We start from the raw sequence: 13,723 nt of genomic DNA on the forward strand, positions 1-13,723 counted from the left end.
TCATGGCTGCGGGCTCCGGCGGCCACGTCATCCCCGGCCTCGCGGTGGCGCGCGAGCTGCAGCAGCGCGGCTGGACCATCAGCTGGCTGGGCACGCGCACCGGCATCGAGAACAAGCTGGTGCCGCCGACCCACATTCCGCTGGACACCATCGCCTTCAACGGCCTGCGCGGCAAGAGCTTGGTGCAGACGCTGACGGGCGGGGCGCGGCTGCTGAAGGCCTTCTGGGAAGCCTTCCGCATCCTGCGCCGGCGTGGCGCCGATGCGGTGCTGGGCATGGGCGGCTACGTCTGCTTCCCCGGCGGGCTGATGGCCTCGCTGCTGGGCAAGCCGTTGATGCTGGTGAACGCCGATGCCGGCCTGCTGCTGTCGAACAAGGCGCTGCTGCCGGTGGCCGACCGGGTGGCCTTCGGCTTCGAGGGTGCGGCGGTGCAGGGTGTCAAGCGCGGGCTGGTCACCGGCAACCCGGTGCGCACCGAGATCGAGACCCTGGCCGCACCGGATCAGCGTTACGCCGGTCGCAGCGGCCCGCTGCGCCTGCTGGTGGTGGGCGGCAGCCTGGGCGCACAAGCCCTGAACACCGCCCTGCCGGCGGCCATCGCCCGCCTGCCCGCCGATGCGCGGCCGATCGTCACCCACCAGACCGGCGCCACGCAGGCCGATGCCGTGCGCGCAGCCTATGCCGCGGCCGGCCTCGAAGCCGAGGTGCTGCCCTTCATCGACAACATGGCCGAGCGCCTGGCCGCCTGCGATGTGATCGTCTGCCGCGCCGGCGCGGTGACGGTCGCCGAGCTGTGCGCGGCCGGCGTGCCCAGCGTGCTGGTGCCGCTGGTGGTGAGCACCACCGCGCACCAGCGCGACAACGCCGCGCACATGGCGCGCCACGGCGCGGCGATCCACCTGCCGCAGAACGAGCTCACACCCGACTCGCTGGCCGCGCAGCTGCAGGCGCTGGACCGCCCGCAGCTGCTGGCGATGGCCCGCGCCGCGCGCGCGCTGGCACGCCCGCATGCGGCCGCGCGCGTGGCCGACGAACTCGTGAAGCTGGTGTCCGGCAAGGCGGCCGCATGAAGCACGCCATCCGCCACATCCACTTCGTCGGCATCGGCGGTGCCGGCATGAGCGGCATCGCCGAGATCCTGCACAACCTGGGCTACACGGTCTCGGGCAGCGACCTGTCGGACAGCGCGGTGTCGCGCCGTCTCGCCGCGCTGGGCCTGCGCATCCACACCGGCCACGAGGCCGCGCACATCGCCGGCGCCAACGTGCTGGTCACCAGCAGCGCGGTGAAGGCCGACAACCCCGAGGTGCTGGCCGCGCGCGCGCAGCACATCCCGGTGGTGCCGCGCGCGGTGATGCTGGCCGAGCTGATGCGGCTGAAGTCCGGCATCGCGATCGCCGGCACGCACGGCAAGACCACCACCACCTCGCTGGTCACCAGCGTGCTGGCCGAGGCCGGCGTCGACCCCACCTTCGTGATCGGCGGCAAGCTCAACGCGGCCGGCGCCAATGCGCGGCTCGGCTCGGGCGACTACATCGTCGTCGAGGCCGACGAGAGCGATGCCTCGTTCCTGAACCTGAGCCCGGTGGTCTCGGTGGTCACCAACATCGACGAGGACCACATGGACACCTACGGCCACGACGTGGCCAGGCTGCACCAGGCCTTCATCGACTTCCTGCACCGCATGCCGTTCTACGGCGCGGCCATCCTGTGCGCGGACGACCCCGGCGTGCAGGCCATCCTGCCGCGCGTGGCGCGGCCGGTGGTGCGCTACGGCTTCGGCGCCGAGGCCCAGGTGCAGGCGCTGGACGTGCGCGCGCTGCCCGGCGGGCAGATGCGCTTCACCTGCCGCCGCCACGACGGCGCGGCGCACAGCGACCTCGACATCACGCTGAACCTGCCCGGCGAGCACAACGTGCGCAATGCGCTGGCGGCGATCGCGGTGGCCACCGAGCTGGAGTTGCCCGACGCGCCCATCGTCCAGGCGCTGGCCGAGTTCCGCGGCGTCGGCCGCCGCTTCGAGCGCCATGGCAACTGGCCGGCCACGTCCGACCCGCTGGGCGGCGAGTTCACGCTGATCGACGACTACGGCCACCACCCGGTCGAGATGGCCGCGGTGATCGCCGCCGCGCGCGGTGCCTTCCCGGGCCGCCGCCTGGTGCTGGCCTTCCAGCCGCATCGCTACACCCGCACGCGCGACTGCTTCGACGACTTCGTGCAGGTGCTCGGCACGGCCGACGCGGTGCTGCTGACCGAGGTCTATGCCGCCGGCGAGGCGCCGATCGTCGCGGCTGACGGTCGCTCGCTGGCGCGCGCGCTGCGCGTGGCTGGCCGGGTCGACCCGCTGTTCGTCGAGGACGTGGCCGCACTGCCGCAGGCCATCGTCGAGCACGCACTCGGCGGCGACGTGGTCATCGTGATGGGCGCGGGCTCGATCGGCAGCGTGGCGGCGAAGGTGGCGGAGCAGATGCGGGAGGCCGGCAAGTGAGCACGATCGATGTGAAGGCCTTCGGCAAAGTCGCGGTGCTGATGGGCGGTTCGAGCGCCGAGCGCGAGGTGTCGCTGATGTCCGGCTCGGGCGTGCTGCAGGCGCTGAAGTCGCAGGGCGTCGACGCCTATGCCTTCGACCCCGCGACGCGCGACCTGGTCGAGCTCAAGCGCGACGGCTTCCAGCGCGTGTTCATCGCGCTGCATGGCCGCCACGGCGAGGACGGCTGCGTGCAGGGCGCGCTCGAACTGCTGGGCCTGCCCTACACCGGCTCGGGCGTGATGGCCTCGGCGATCTGCATGGACAAGACCATGAGCAAGCGCGTCTTCGTCGCCGAAGGGCTGCCGACGCCGCGCTGGCTGTGGCTTTCGCCCGATAACCAGCAACGTGAGCGCATCATCGCGGTGCCCGACGAGCTGGGCCTGCCGCTGATCGTCAAGCCGCCGCGCGAAGGCTCGTCGATCGGCATCACCAAGGTCACCGGCTATTCCGAGATGGCCGAAGCCGTGCAGCTGGCCACGCAGTACGACCCCGACCTGCTGTGCGAGGAATTCATCGAAGGCGAGGAAGTCACCTGCCCGGTGCTGGGCATGGGCACCGATGCGCATGCGCTGCCGGTCATCCGCATCGTCGCGCCCGAGGGCAAGTACGACTACCAGAACAAGTACTTCACCGATGACACTCGCTACCTGTGTCCCAGCGGTCTGCCCGAAGACGAGGAACGTGAGATCCAGCGCATCGTCGTCGCTGCGTATCGGGCGCTCGGGTGCCGGGGCTGGGGGCGCGCCGACCTGATGATCCGCGCCAGCGACCGCAAGCCCTTCCTGCTGGAGATGAACACCTCGCCCGGCATGACCGGGCACTCGCTGGTGCCGAAGTCCGCGCAGGCCGTGGGCATCAGCTACCCCGAGCTGTGCGTGCGCCTGCTGGCCGATGCGCGGCTCGATTCAACGGCCATGAAGGCCTGGGCCTGAGCCGCATGGTCGCCTTCGCCGCCCCCGCCCCCGCGCCGCTGCCCGGCGACGTCCGGCTGATGCACAGCACCGCCAACGCGGTGTTCGTGATCGCCGGCCTCGCGCTGGCCGCCGCCGCCGTGCTGTGGGTGACGCGGCTGCCATTCTTTGCGCTGAAGAGCATCCGCATCGAAGGCGAGGTGGCGCGCAACAGCATCAGCACCATCCGCGCCAATGCGGCGCCCAAGCTGGCCGGCAACTTCTTCACGCTGGACCTGCAGAAGACCCGCAGCGCTTTCGAGACCGTGCCCTGGGTGCGGCATGCGGTGGTGCGCCGCGTGTGGCCCGACCGGCTGGCGGTGCGGCTAGAAGAGCACCATCCCGCCGCGCTGTGGGCCGCCGAAGACGGCAACGACAAGCTCGTCAACAGCCAGGGCGAGGTGTTCGAGGCCAATGTCGGCGATGTCGAGGACGAAGCCCTGCCGCGCCTGGCCGGCCCCGAGGGCAGCGCCGCGGCGATGCTGGCGCTGTACCGCCGCCTGCAGCCGGTGCTGGTGCGGCTGGACGAAGGCGACATCGACGAGCTGCACCTCTCCGGTCGTGGCTCGTGGCGCGCCGAACTGGAGAACGGCGCGGTGGTCGAGATGGGCCGCGGCTCGGACGACGAGGTGCTGGCCCGCACCGAACGCTTCGTGCGCACGCTGGCGCAGGTGACCAGCCGCTACCAGCGCCCGCTGGAGTACGCCGACCTGCGCCATCCCGATGGCTATGCGGTGCGCCTGAAGGGCGTCACCACCACGGTACCGGCAGCGCCGGCCCGCAGAAAGTAACGCGTAAAAAACATGGCCAAGGAATACAAGGACCTCGTCGTCGGACTGGACATCGGCACCGCCAAGGTGATGGTGGTGGCCGCTGAAGTGATGCCCGGTGGCGAGCTGCGCCTGGCGGGGCTGGGCGTGGCGCCCACGCACGGCCTGAAGCGCGGCGTCGTCGTGAACATCGACGCCACGGTGCAGAGCATCCAGCAGGCGCTGAAGGAGGCCGAGATGATGGCCGCCTGCAAGATCGAGCGCGTCTACACCGGCATCACCGGCAGCCACATCCGCGGCCAGAACTCCACCGGCATGGTCATCGTGCGGGACAACCGCGAGGTGACCACGGTCGACGTCAACCGCGTGGTCGAGACCGCCAAGGCCATCAACATCCCGAACGACCAGCGCCTGCTGCTGGTCGAGCCGCAGGAATTCATCATCGACGGCCACGAGGTGAAGGAGCCGATCGGCATGAGCGGCAGCCGGCTCGAGGTGAAGGTGCACATCGTGACCGGGGCGCAGAGTGCGGCCGAGAACATCCTGAAGTGCGTGCGCCGCTGCGGCCTGGAGGTCGAGCGCCTGGTGCTGAACCCCAGCGCCAGCGCGGCCGCGGTGCTGACCGAGGACGAGAAGGACCTCGGCGTCGCGGTGGTCGACATCGGCGCCGGCACCACCGACGTCAGCATCTACACCGACGGCAGCGTGCGCCACACCGCGGTGATCCCGATTGCCGGCGACCTGATCACCAGCGACATCGCGATGGCGCTGCGCACGCCCACCAAGGACGCCGAGGAGATCAAGGTCGAGTACGGCGTGGCCAAGCAACTGCTGGCCGACCCGAGCGAGAACCTCGAGGTGCCGGGCCTGGGCGACCGCGCGCCGCGCATGCTCAGCCGCCAGGCGCTGTCCGGCGTCATCGAGCCGCGCGTCGAGGAGATCTTCTCGCTGGTGCACCAGGTGATCCGCGAGTCGGGCTACGAGGAACTGCTCTCGTCCGGCATCGTGATCACCGGCGGCTCGGCGGTGATGCCCGGCATGGTGGAACTGGGCGAGGACATCTTTCTGAAACCGGTGCGCAAGGGCCTGCCGACATACAGCGGACCCTTGTTCGACATGGTGGCCAACCCGCGCTCGGCCACCGTGATGGGCTTGCTGGAGGAAGCCCGCCTGGCGCGGGCCCGCGGGCTGAAGGCGGCGCAGCAGGCCGGGTCGATGCAGACCTGGTTCGGCCGCGCGAAGGATTGGTTCCTGGGGAACTTCTAACAGGGACGGTCCACGTCCCACGCTCTTTGAGGCTAGGTTTTCTTTTTTATTGGCAACTGCTTGACGATGACACAGGAGGTTCACATGCCTATCGAGATGATCGAAGAATTCGACCAGGGGACGCTCATCAAGGTGGTCGGCGTGGGCGGCGGCGGCGGCAACGCTGTCGAGCACATGATCAGCCGCGGTGTGCAAGGCGTCGAGTTCGTCTGCGCGAACACCGACGCGCAGGCGCTCAACCGCTCGAGCGCGCAGACCCTGATCCAGCTGGGCGACAACGGCCTCGGCGCCGGCGGCAAGCCCGAGAAGGGCAAGGCCGCGGCGCAGGAAGCCGAGACGCGCATCCGCGCCGCGCTGGAAGGCGCGCACATGGCCTTCATCACCGCCGGCATGGGTGGCGGCACCGGCACCGGCGCGGCGCCCATCGTCGCGCGCGTGGCCAAGGAGATGGGCATCCTGACCGTCGGCGTGGTGACCAAGCCCTTCGACTTCGAAGGCCCGCGCCGCATGAAGCAGGCCGATGCCGGCACCAGCGAGCTCGAAGCCAACGTCGACAGCCTGATCGTCGTGCTGAACGAGAAGCTGCTCGAGGTGCTGGGCGACGACGTGACGCAGGACCAGGCCTTCGCGCATGCCAACGACGTGCTGAAGAACGCCGTGGGCGGCATCAGCGACATCATCCACATGCACGGCCTGGTGAACGTCGACTTCGAGGACGTGAAGACGGTGATGAGCGAGCCCGGCAAGGCGATGATGGGCACCGCCATCGCCGGCGGCCCGGACCGCGCGCACAAGGCGGCCGAGCTGGCGGTGGCCTGCCCGCTGCTCGAAGGCATCGACCTCTCGGGCGCGCGCGGCGTGCTGGTGCTGATCGCGGCGAGCAAGAACAACTTCAAGCTCAACGAGAGCAAGGCGGCGATGAACACCATCCGCCGCTATGCCGCCGAGGACGCGCACATCATCTACGGCGCCGCCTACGACGAAAGCCTGGGCGACCAGCTGCGCGTGACGGTGATCGCCACCGGCCTGTCGCGCGCCAAGCCGCAGGCCGCGCCGCTGACCGTGGTGCAGCCCACCGCGCAGCCGATCTCCGCGCTGCGCACCGGCACCGACAACCTGCCGATCCTGAACAACGTGGCGCAGGTCGGCCCCGGCGCGCCCGCGGCACCGCACGACTACTCGGGCCTCAGCACCCCCAGCGTGTGGCGTTCCGCGCGCACCCAGGCCGCGGCCAAGGTGGAAGCGCTGTCGTCCAACGGCATGGACGAGATCGAGATCCCGGCTTTTCTCCGCAAGCAGGCGGATTGAGCCATGCACGGCTCAGGGCGGGCCCGGCAGGGCCCGCCCGCCACAGCGCTTCGAAAGGAGGGCTGGCGATGTTGACGATCGAGACCGTGGCGCCGCTGTGCGCCGAGCAGCACTACGCGCTGCGCTTTGCGGCCACCCAGGCGGGCGGCCTGGAGTACGTGTTTCCGTGCGACGAGGGCGGCCATGTGGACCTCAATGCGCTGACCGAGCACGACAAGGTCGAGTACCTGTTTGCGCGGGCACTGGTCGGACGCGACCTGGCGCGGCCCGTGGTGGTGCTGCTGCCGGAGATGGCGGCGCCGCCGACCTGACCGGCACTTCCTTTTTTTGGGCGCCGGTCGTATCAGGCGCCGGGCGGGATGCTCTGTGAGGTGGGCGCGAAGGCTTCGCGCCCCCACCCTTTCGGAGCCCCTTGCCATGAAAAGCCTTCCCCGCCTGCCGCTTGCCCTGACCGGCTGGGCCCTTGTGAGCCTGCTTGCCGCCTGCGGCGGTGGCGGCAGCGATAGCGTCAGCGACAAGGGCACCGCCGCCTCGGCGGGTGGCCTTGCCACCATCCTGAAGGGCGGCAGCCCGGCACCGGCGCCGGCGCCAGCGCCCGACCCCGCGGTGGCCTCGCCGCTGCCGACCACGGCGCCGGCGCCTGACATCCTGGTGCGGGAATCCTTTGGCCTGGGTCCCGATCTGGTTCGGCCCGCAGGGGGCAAGGGCACCTTGAAGGATTCCCGTGTGCACGTCGGCATCGGCGGCTTCTGGGTCGAGTGGCCGGGCGCCAAGGGCTCGGCCTGGATCGCTCCCGACGCCGGCCAGACCTGGCGCTTCTGCGGCACCGCGCCCAGCCCTTACGAACTGCCTTCGCCGCTGCAGGACATCACGCTGGGCACCGCCGGTTGCGCGGTGTCGGACTGGTCGATCGATTCACCGAATGACGTGCACCCGGCGGCCCTGCTGCCGTTCACGGCACCGGCAACGGCCTGGCAGTTGTCGATGGAAGGCTATCCCTCGGTCGTGGCGGGCGCCTATGTCGCGATCGGCCTGACGAACAGCGCAGCGCTGACCAGCAACCTGGAGACCGTGGGTCAGGTCTGGCTCAGCCTGCACAAGCAGGAGCCGATGGTCAACGGCCCGCTGGTCTACGAACTGCGGCTGAACGGCCGCTCCGGGCCGGTGCTGGCCACGGGCGTGACCGACGACCTGAGCTGGAACCGCATGGTCATCGGCTACGACCCCGTGGCCCAGGTGATGACGGCCAGCGTCAATGGCATCGACCTCGGCCGGTTCCCGATGAAGCTGTCGGCGAAGTACGCCGGCTTCGAAGGCATCGGCATCCTGGACAACTTCGTGATCCGCCAGGTCAACACGGCGGTGCAGTAGGCGTTCCGTAATGGCCGCACCTATCAGGCGCTAGGTCTCCGCTCGAACCGACGGCAGGTCTCCCACGGTGGCGCCAGCGGCTCGACCCGCACCGCCTCCACCCGCGCCGCCGCCGGCCCCTGCCGCAGCCACGCGGCCATCCGCGCCAGCGTCGCCTCGTCCGCCTGCATCAGCACCTCCACGCTGCCATCCAGGCGGTTGCGCACCCAGCCACGCACACCCAGGGCCTGCGCCTGTGCGACGCAGGCCTCGCGGTAGCCCACGCCCTGCACGCGCCCTTCGACGCGGGCCTGCCAGCAGGCGGGGGCGGCGCCCTGGGCGGCCGGGGCGGTCATGCCGCCTGCGCGGCCTGGCCGGCCAGGCTGGACCACAGCTGCGCGAACAGCTGGTCGGGCCGCACCGGCTTGCTCAGGAAGCCGGTCATGCCGGCGTCCAGGCAATGCTGCCGGTCTTCCGAGAAGGCGTTGGCGGTCATCGCGACGATCGGGGTCGTGCGGTGCGCGGGCATCGCGCGGATGCGGCGCGTGGCTTCCAGCCCGTCGAGCAGCGGCATCTGCACGTCCATCAGGATCAGCGCATAGGGCGCGGCGGCGGCCATGCGCACGGCCTGCTCGCCATCGTCGGCGGTGTCCACCTGCAGGCCGGTGCGGTCCAGCAGTTCCAGCGCCACCAGGCGGTTCACCGGCTCGTCCTCGGCCAGCAGGATGCGCTGGCCGGCGAAATCGCGCGCCAGGCGCTGCTCGGCGTCGTTGGGGGCCGGCAGCAGCGCGGCGGCGGTCGAGGCCGGGCCCTTCTTCAGCCGTGCGGTGAACCAGAAGGTGCTGCCGACGCCGGGCGTGCTGAGCAGGCCGGCCTCGCCGCCGACCATGCGCGCCAGGCGGCGGGTGATGGCCAGGCCCAGCCCGGTGCCGCCGTAGCGGCGGGTGGTGGAGCTGTCGGCCTGCTCGAAGGATTCGAACAGGCGCGCGGCGGCCTCGGCGGGCACGCCGATGCCGGTGTCCTCGACCTCGAAACGCACGCGCCAGTGCGTGCCTTCGTCGGCCTCGGTGCGCAGGCGCAGCGTGACCTGGCCGCGCTCGGTGAACTTGATCGCATTGCTGGCGTAGTTCAGCAGCGCCTGCGTCAATCGCGTGCTATCGCCCAGCAGCGCCTGGCCGGGCGGCAGCCTGGGCGGATCGACTTCGACGCGCAGCGCCAGGCCTTTCTCGGCAGCGCGTTCGGCCAGCATCGCGGCCACGCGATCGGGAATCTGCGCCAGCTCGAGCGGCGCCTCTTCCATCACCAGCTTGCCGGCCTCGATCTTGGACAGGTCGAGGATGTCGTCGATGATGGCCAGCAGGTGCTGGGCCGCGGCGCGGATGATGTCCAGCTGCGCTTCCTGCCGCGGCGTGACACCGGCGCGCCGCATCAGGTGCACGGTGCCGAAGATGGCGTTCATCGGCGTGCGGATCTCGTGGCTCATGTTGGCCAGGAAGGCGCTCTTGGTCTGCGTGGCGGCCTCGGCCTCGTCGCGCGCGGCGGCCAGCGCGTGGTTCGAGGCGACGAGCTCGGCCGTGCGCTGCGCCACCTGGGCTTCGAGCGCGGCCTGCTGGTCCTCCAGCGCGCGGCGGGCCTGCTTCTGCGTGCTGATGTCGAAGGCCGAGACCAGCACATGCGGCTCGCCACCCAGCGCGATGGCGTCGGCCGAGAGCGCCACGTCGATCACCACGCCGTCGCTGCGGCGCCAGGCCACCTCGCGCAGGCGCAGCGGCTCGCCGGCCCGGATGGCGTGCCACGCGGACTGCTGCGCCGCGGGGTCCACCCACCAGCCGAGCTCGCGGCTGGTGTGGCCGATCAAGGCCTCGCGCGGGTGGCCCAGCAGGCGCACGAAGGCCTCGTTGACATCGACACAGCGCTGGTCCGACAGCCGCGACAACGCGATGCCCACCGGGCTGGCCTGCAGCATCGTCGAGAAGCGGCGCTCGCTCTCCTGGGCTTGCGCGGTGGTGGCGGCCAGTGCCGCGGTGCGCTGTGCCACGCGCCAGCGCAGCAGCTGGCCATGCGCCAGCGCCAGCAGCAGCAGCGCGCCGGACGCGCCCAGCAGCCCCAGCACCCAGCGCGGCAGCACCGTGGCCGGCGGGGCCGACAGCGCGCGGCGCAGCGCGTCGAAGTAGACCGGGTCGGAGCGCTGGCGCCACTCGCCCAGCCGTGCGTCGATGCGCGCCAGCAGGTCGGCGTGGCGGCCCTTGGTGGTGGCGAAGTACAGGTTCGAGGCCTGGAACAGCAGCGGCGTCTCGCGCAGCCGGTAGTCCGGCGCGCGGCGCGCGGCCGAGAAGCTGTTCGTCACCATGGCGTCGGCGCGGCCGTCGGCCACGGCCTCGTAGGCCTCGGCCAGCGTGCCCACGCGCACCAGCGTGGGCTTCACGCCGGCCTCCTCGAGCATGCGGGCCACGTAGCCTTCCTGCACGCCGCCGCGCAGCACCGCGATGCGGCGTCCTTCGAGGTCCTTGACGCCTTGCACGACGAGGTCGCCGCGGGTGTAGATCTGCGACCAGCTGCTGGCCACCGAGACCGCGTGGAAGTCGAAGCGGCGGCTGCGCTCCTCGCTGAAGGCGACGTCGGGCATCAGGTCCAGCTCGCCCCGGGCCAGCATGTCCAGGCAGCGCGACCATTCGCAGGGCACCTGCTCGAGCCGCCAGCCCTCGGCCCGGGCGATGGCCTCGAGCAGCTCGACGAACAGTCCGGCCGGCCGGCCGGAGGCGTCGGTGTAGACCTTCGGCGGGTTCTCGTACAGGCCCACGCGCACCGGCACCGCGCGCGGTGCCGAGGGCCGCCAGGCCAGCCAGCCGGCCAGCGCCAGCCCGAGGGCCAGCAGCCCCGCCGCGATGACGATGCGGGGCTTCATCGGGCGCGAACGTGGCCGCGCGCGCGTCTCATCGTTTCGCGGTCTCCGTCCACCAGTTCGGGCTGGCTGCGAGCACCGCGCCCGATTCCTGCAGCGCGTTCGCCGTTTCCAGTGCCACCAGCCCGGGCGCGGTGGGCACGAGGTACCAGCCGGGTCCGATGGCCTGGGCCTGCGCCGGCGGCAGGCCGCGCCCGGCCAGCCAGGCGTTGATGCGGCTGGCGCTCCAGGCGGGCTGGAACTTCACCAGCACGCCGCCGGGCAGGGCCATCAGCCGGCCCGAAGGCGAGCTGCCCTGGCGGTAGACCGGCGACTGGCCCTGGCCCGGCGCAGCGGCTGCGGCGGCGCCGCTGGCGGCGTTGACGCGAACGATGCGCACCACCTGATCGCCGGCCACCGGTGTGGTGGCCGGGCCGGCCACCGGGGCCGCCTGGGCGGTGCGGCGGCTGGCCGCGAACTCGGCCACCAGCTCGGGCTGGCGCACGATGGCGATGCGCTGCGGGCCGTCGTAGTAGTAGACCGGCTCGGCGGCGCCGGCGCTCAACGCCGGCAGCAGGGCCAGCGCCGCGACGGCGGCCAGGCGCCAGGCCGTGGTGGGCCACAGCGCCGGGGAGATCTTGGGAGGGGTGGTCATCGTGGCCTCGCTTTCAATGGCCATAGGCCTTGATCGACCAACGGGTCAGCGTGCTGGCCTGGCCCGTCTTGTCGCCGATCGACAGTTTCCAGGTCCCGTCGGCGGGTTCGTCCATCAGCCGCACCACGCCGAAGCGGAAGCCGCCGGACAGGGCCTGTCCGCAGGTGACCGGCTTGGGGTTGTCAGCGTCGCTGAGGTCCATGCACTGGTGCGGCGTGCTCAGCGTGCTGACCGTGCCGCCCGGGCTGGTCAACGTGATGGACAGGCCGCCGGCGTCGGCCGTGTCGGCATCGACCACGACGTCGACGAACTCCAGCTTGTCGATGCCCGAGCCGGCCAGCGACACCGTGCTGACCAGGGGTGAGGCCTCGGTGCCCACGGCGCCGGGTGCGGCGTGGTCCGCCGTGGCGGTCTTCTGCGCGGGCAGGTTGGTCCAGCCGCGGGCGGCCAGCACGGCGGCTGCGGCATCCGCGGCGCCGAAGCCGTACTGGTGATTGACCTTCAGGCCGGCGGCGTTGGTGACCCAGTCGGCATCCGTCGGGTCGTTCTTGCGCGCGGTCTTGGCGAGGATTGCACGCACGTCGCGCCAGCCCAGGTTCGGATTCATCTCGAGCATCAGCGCGGCCACGCCGGCCACTTCGGGTGTCGCGGCCGAGGTGCCGTTCATGCAGCGGGTGTAGTTGGGCTTGCCGCTGTAGTCGTTGTAGGGGTCGCCGGCCTTCTTGGCGCTGGTGCCGTTGTTGTAGCCACCGTCGCCGCTGACATCGGCGGTGGTGGTGGTGTGCTGCTCGCACTGCTCGCCGCCGAAGCCCATCACCAGGATGTTGGCGCCGGGCTCGGAATACGACGAACGCTTGCCCTGGTCGTTCAACGAGCCGATGGCCATCACGCCCTGGTAGTTGCCCTGGCCGTCGTGGTCGGAACGGTCGACCGGCGCACCGTTGCCGGCGGCCCAGGTGTAGATCGCTCCCTTGCCACCGCGGCCCTGCGTGGTGCCGTTGTCGATGGCGTCGCGCCAGGCCTGGGTGGCCGGGCTGAAGGTGCCGGTGCCGTCCGGGGCGCCGTAGCTGTTGGTGTAGATCTGGTTGTCGGCGAGGTCCTTCACCACGGCATCGGCGCCGTACTGGTCCATGCTGGCCTGCAGCAGGTTGTAGCCGACCATGCGCGCATGGAAGGCCACGCCGGTGACGCCGATGCCGTTTTGCCCCTTGGCCGCGGCCAGGCCCGCACAGGCGGTTCCGTGGCTCGATTCACCCGAGGAGGGGTCGCCATAGGCATTGGTCCGGTAGTCCCAGCTCTTGCCAGCCACCACGTCGAAGTCCTCGTGGTGGATGTCCAGCCCGTCGTCGACCACCGCAATGCGCACACCGGTGCCGGTCACGTAGTTCCAGGCCATCGTCGCGCGCAGGTCCTCGCCGGCCAGGCCGGGCTTGCCGTCCGGTCCGGCCTGGCCCGTGTTGTTCAGGTGCCACTGGTCGGCGAAGAGCGGGTCGTTCGGGATGATCGGCGCCAGTGCGGCGCTGCCGCCGATGCTGACCAGGCCGGCCAGCGTGACCACGACGTTGGTGTAGGTGGTGCTGCCGAGCCGCACCTGCGGCAGCGAGACCCGGCCGGTCGCGGGGTCGTAGGCGTTGTAGCTGCTGGTCGGCGGGTCGATACCGGCGGCCAGCAGCGAGCCCCAGGTGATGACCACGTCGTTGTAGCGCGTGTCGCCCACCACGATGGTGCCGATGCGCACCTGGTCCGGCGTCGCCGGGTCATACACCGTGGGCGCGAATTCCGTCGGTGCCGCGGCGGCTGCCGCGAGCGGTTTCTTCAGCGCCGCCGCCGGCCGCTGCAGCGTGGGCGCCGGACTGTCGTCGCCACCCCCGCAGGCCGCCAGCAGGGCGCACGCCAGGCTGCCGAGCAGTCCGGGAAAGGAAACGGGTACGCGGCGGGCCGCCGCACGCCCGCCCAAGGCCAGCATTCGAGACATGGGTGAACCCTCCAGGTGCACGTTCGAGCTTTTCGCGC

General features: G+C 71.2%; 12 protein-coding genes. 8 read left to right on the plus strand and 4 right to left on the minus strand.

The window, feature by feature from the left end; translation table 11 throughout:
- Window positions 1–2: 2 nt before the first annotated feature.
- The 8 genes from murG (at window position 3) to ACILR4_RS23420 (ending at window position 8,195) form a co-directional block, all read left to right on the plus strand.
- The gene (gene murG / locus ACILR4_RS23385) at window positions 3–1,070 is read left to right on the plus strand and encodes an undecaprenyldiphospho-muramoylpentapeptide beta-N-acetylglucosaminyltransferase (RefSeq protein WP_395703295.1); all 1,068 of its coding nucleotides are present in this window, start codon (window positions 3–5) and stop codon (window positions 1,068–1,070) included.
- Window positions 1,067–2,488, plus strand: coding sequence for a UDP-N-acetylmuramate--L-alanine ligase (gene murC / locus ACILR4_RS23390; protein WP_395703296.1), 1,422 nt, complete (start codon window positions 1,067–1,069; stop codon window positions 2,486–2,488). The genes murG and murC overlap by 4 nt, the downstream gene beginning before the upstream one ends.
- A complete protein-coding gene (locus ACILR4_RS23395) occupies window positions 2,485–3,462 on the plus strand; it encodes a D-alanine--D-alanine ligase (RefSeq protein WP_395703297.1) in 978 nt (325 codons plus the stop codon). Before murC ends, ACILR4_RS23395 begins: the two co-directional genes overlap by 4 nt.
- Window positions 3,463–3,467: 5 nt before the next feature.
- Window positions 3,468–4,271 (plus strand): cell division protein FtsQ/DivIB, encoded by an 804-nt coding sequence (locus ACILR4_RS23400; protein WP_395703298.1) that lies wholly within the window; start codon window positions 3,468–3,470, stop codon window positions 4,269–4,271.
- Between the two features lie 12 nt (window positions 4,272–4,283).
- A complete protein-coding gene (ftsA, locus tag ACILR4_RS23405; protein WP_395703299.1) occupies window positions 4,284–5,516 on the plus strand; it encodes a cell division protein FtsA in 1,233 nt (410 codons plus the stop codon).
- 84 nt (window positions 5,517–5,600) lie between these two features.
- Window positions 5,601–6,824, plus strand: coding sequence for a cell division protein FtsZ (ftsZ, locus tag ACILR4_RS23410; RefSeq protein WP_395703300.1), 1,224 nt, complete (start codon window positions 5,601–5,603; stop codon window positions 6,822–6,824).
- 68 nt (window positions 6,825–6,892) lie between these two features.
- A complete protein-coding gene (locus ACILR4_RS23415) occupies window positions 6,893–7,135 on the plus strand; it encodes a hypothetical protein (RefSeq protein WP_395703301.1) in 243 nt (80 codons plus the stop codon).
- Window positions 7,136–7,241: 106 nt separating this feature from the next.
- Window positions 7,242–8,195: a hypothetical protein gene (locus ACILR4_RS23420; RefSeq protein WP_395703302.1), complete on the plus strand. Its 954-nt coding sequence runs from the start codon at window positions 7,242–7,244 to the stop codon at window positions 8,193–8,195.
- Window positions 8,196–8,218: 23 nt separating this feature from the next.
- Here the strand turns inward: ACILR4_RS23420 and ACILR4_RS23425 are convergent, their stop codons facing one another.
- Genes ACILR4_RS23425 through ACILR4_RS23440 form a run of 4 tightly spaced genes read right to left on the minus strand, consistent with a single transcriptional unit; the run spans window position 8,219 to window position 13,685 of the window.
- The gene (locus ACILR4_RS23425) at window positions 8,219–8,530 is read right to left on the minus strand and encodes an acylphosphatase (RefSeq protein ID WP_395703303.1); all 312 of its coding nucleotides are present in this window, start codon (window positions 8,528–8,530) and stop codon (window positions 8,219–8,221) included.
- Window positions 8,527–11,079, minus strand: coding sequence for a response regulator (locus ACILR4_RS23430; RefSeq protein WP_395703304.1), 2,553 nt, complete (start codon window positions 11,077–11,079; stop codon window positions 8,527–8,529). The genes ACILR4_RS23425 and ACILR4_RS23430 overlap by 4 nt, the downstream gene beginning before the upstream one ends.
- Before the next feature lie 28 nt (window positions 11,080–11,107).
- The gene (locus ACILR4_RS23435) at window positions 11,108–11,710 is read right to left on the minus strand and encodes a hypothetical protein (RefSeq protein WP_395703305.1); all 603 of its coding nucleotides are present in this window, start codon (window positions 11,708–11,710) and stop codon (window positions 11,108–11,110) included.
- Between the two features lie 13 nt (window positions 11,711–11,723).
- Window positions 11,724–13,685: a S8 family serine peptidase gene (locus tag ACILR4_RS23440; RefSeq protein ID WP_395703306.1), complete on the minus strand. Its 1,962-nt coding sequence runs from the start codon at window positions 13,683–13,685 to the stop codon at window positions 11,724–11,726.
- Between the last annotated feature and the right edge of the window lie 38 nt (window positions 13,686–13,723).

The organism is Aquabacterium sp. (genome assembly GCF_044226965.1).
GTDB lineage: Bacteria > Pseudomonadota > Gammaproteobacteria > Burkholderiales > Burkholderiaceae_C > Pseudaquabacterium.

Excerpts from the sequence above, each read along its gene's own strand:
- ftsA (WP_395703299.1), top strand. The coding sequence starts at position 4,284 with ATGGCCAAGGAATACAAGGACCTCGTCGTCGGACTGGACATCGGCACC.
- ACILR4_RS23415 (WP_395703301.1), top strand. The coding sequence starts at position 6,893 with ATGTTGACGATCGAGACCGTGGCGCCGCTGTGCGCCGAGCAGCACTAC.
- ACILR4_RS23400 (WP_395703298.1), top strand. The coding sequence starts at position 3,468 with ATGGTCGCCTTCGCCGCCCCCGCCCCCGCGCCGCTGCCCGGCGACGTC.
- ACILR4_RS23430 (WP_395703304.1), bottom strand. The coding sequence starts at position 11,079 with ATGAAGCCCCGCATCGTCATCGCGGCGGGGCTGCTGGCCCTCGGGCTG.
- ACILR4_RS23420 (WP_395703302.1), top strand. The coding sequence starts at position 7,242 with ATGAAAAGCCTTCCCCGCCTGCCGCTTGCCCTGACCGGCTGGGCCCTT.
- ACILR4_RS23435 (WP_395703305.1), bottom strand. The coding sequence starts at position 11,710 with ATGACCACCCCTCCCAAGATCTCCCCGGCGCTGTGGCCCACCACGGCC.
- ftsZ (WP_395703300.1), top strand. The coding sequence starts at position 5,601 with ATGCCTATCGAGATGATCGAAGAATTCGACCAGGGGACGCTCATCAAG.
- ACILR4_RS23425 (WP_395703303.1), bottom strand. The coding sequence starts at position 8,530 with ATGACCGCCCCGGCCGCCCAGGGCGCCGCCCCCGCCTGCTGGCAGGCC.
- murG (WP_395703295.1), top strand. The coding sequence starts at position 3 with ATGGCTGCGGGCTCCGGCGGCCACGTCATCCCCGGCCTCGCGGTGGCG.
- murC (WP_395703296.1), top strand. The coding sequence starts at position 1,067 with ATGAAGCACGCCATCCGCCACATCCACTTCGTCGGCATCGGCGGTGCC.
- ACILR4_RS23440 (WP_395703306.1), bottom strand. The coding sequence starts at position 13,685 with ATGTCTCGAATGCTGGCCTTGGGCGGGCGTGCGGCGGCCCGCCGCGTA.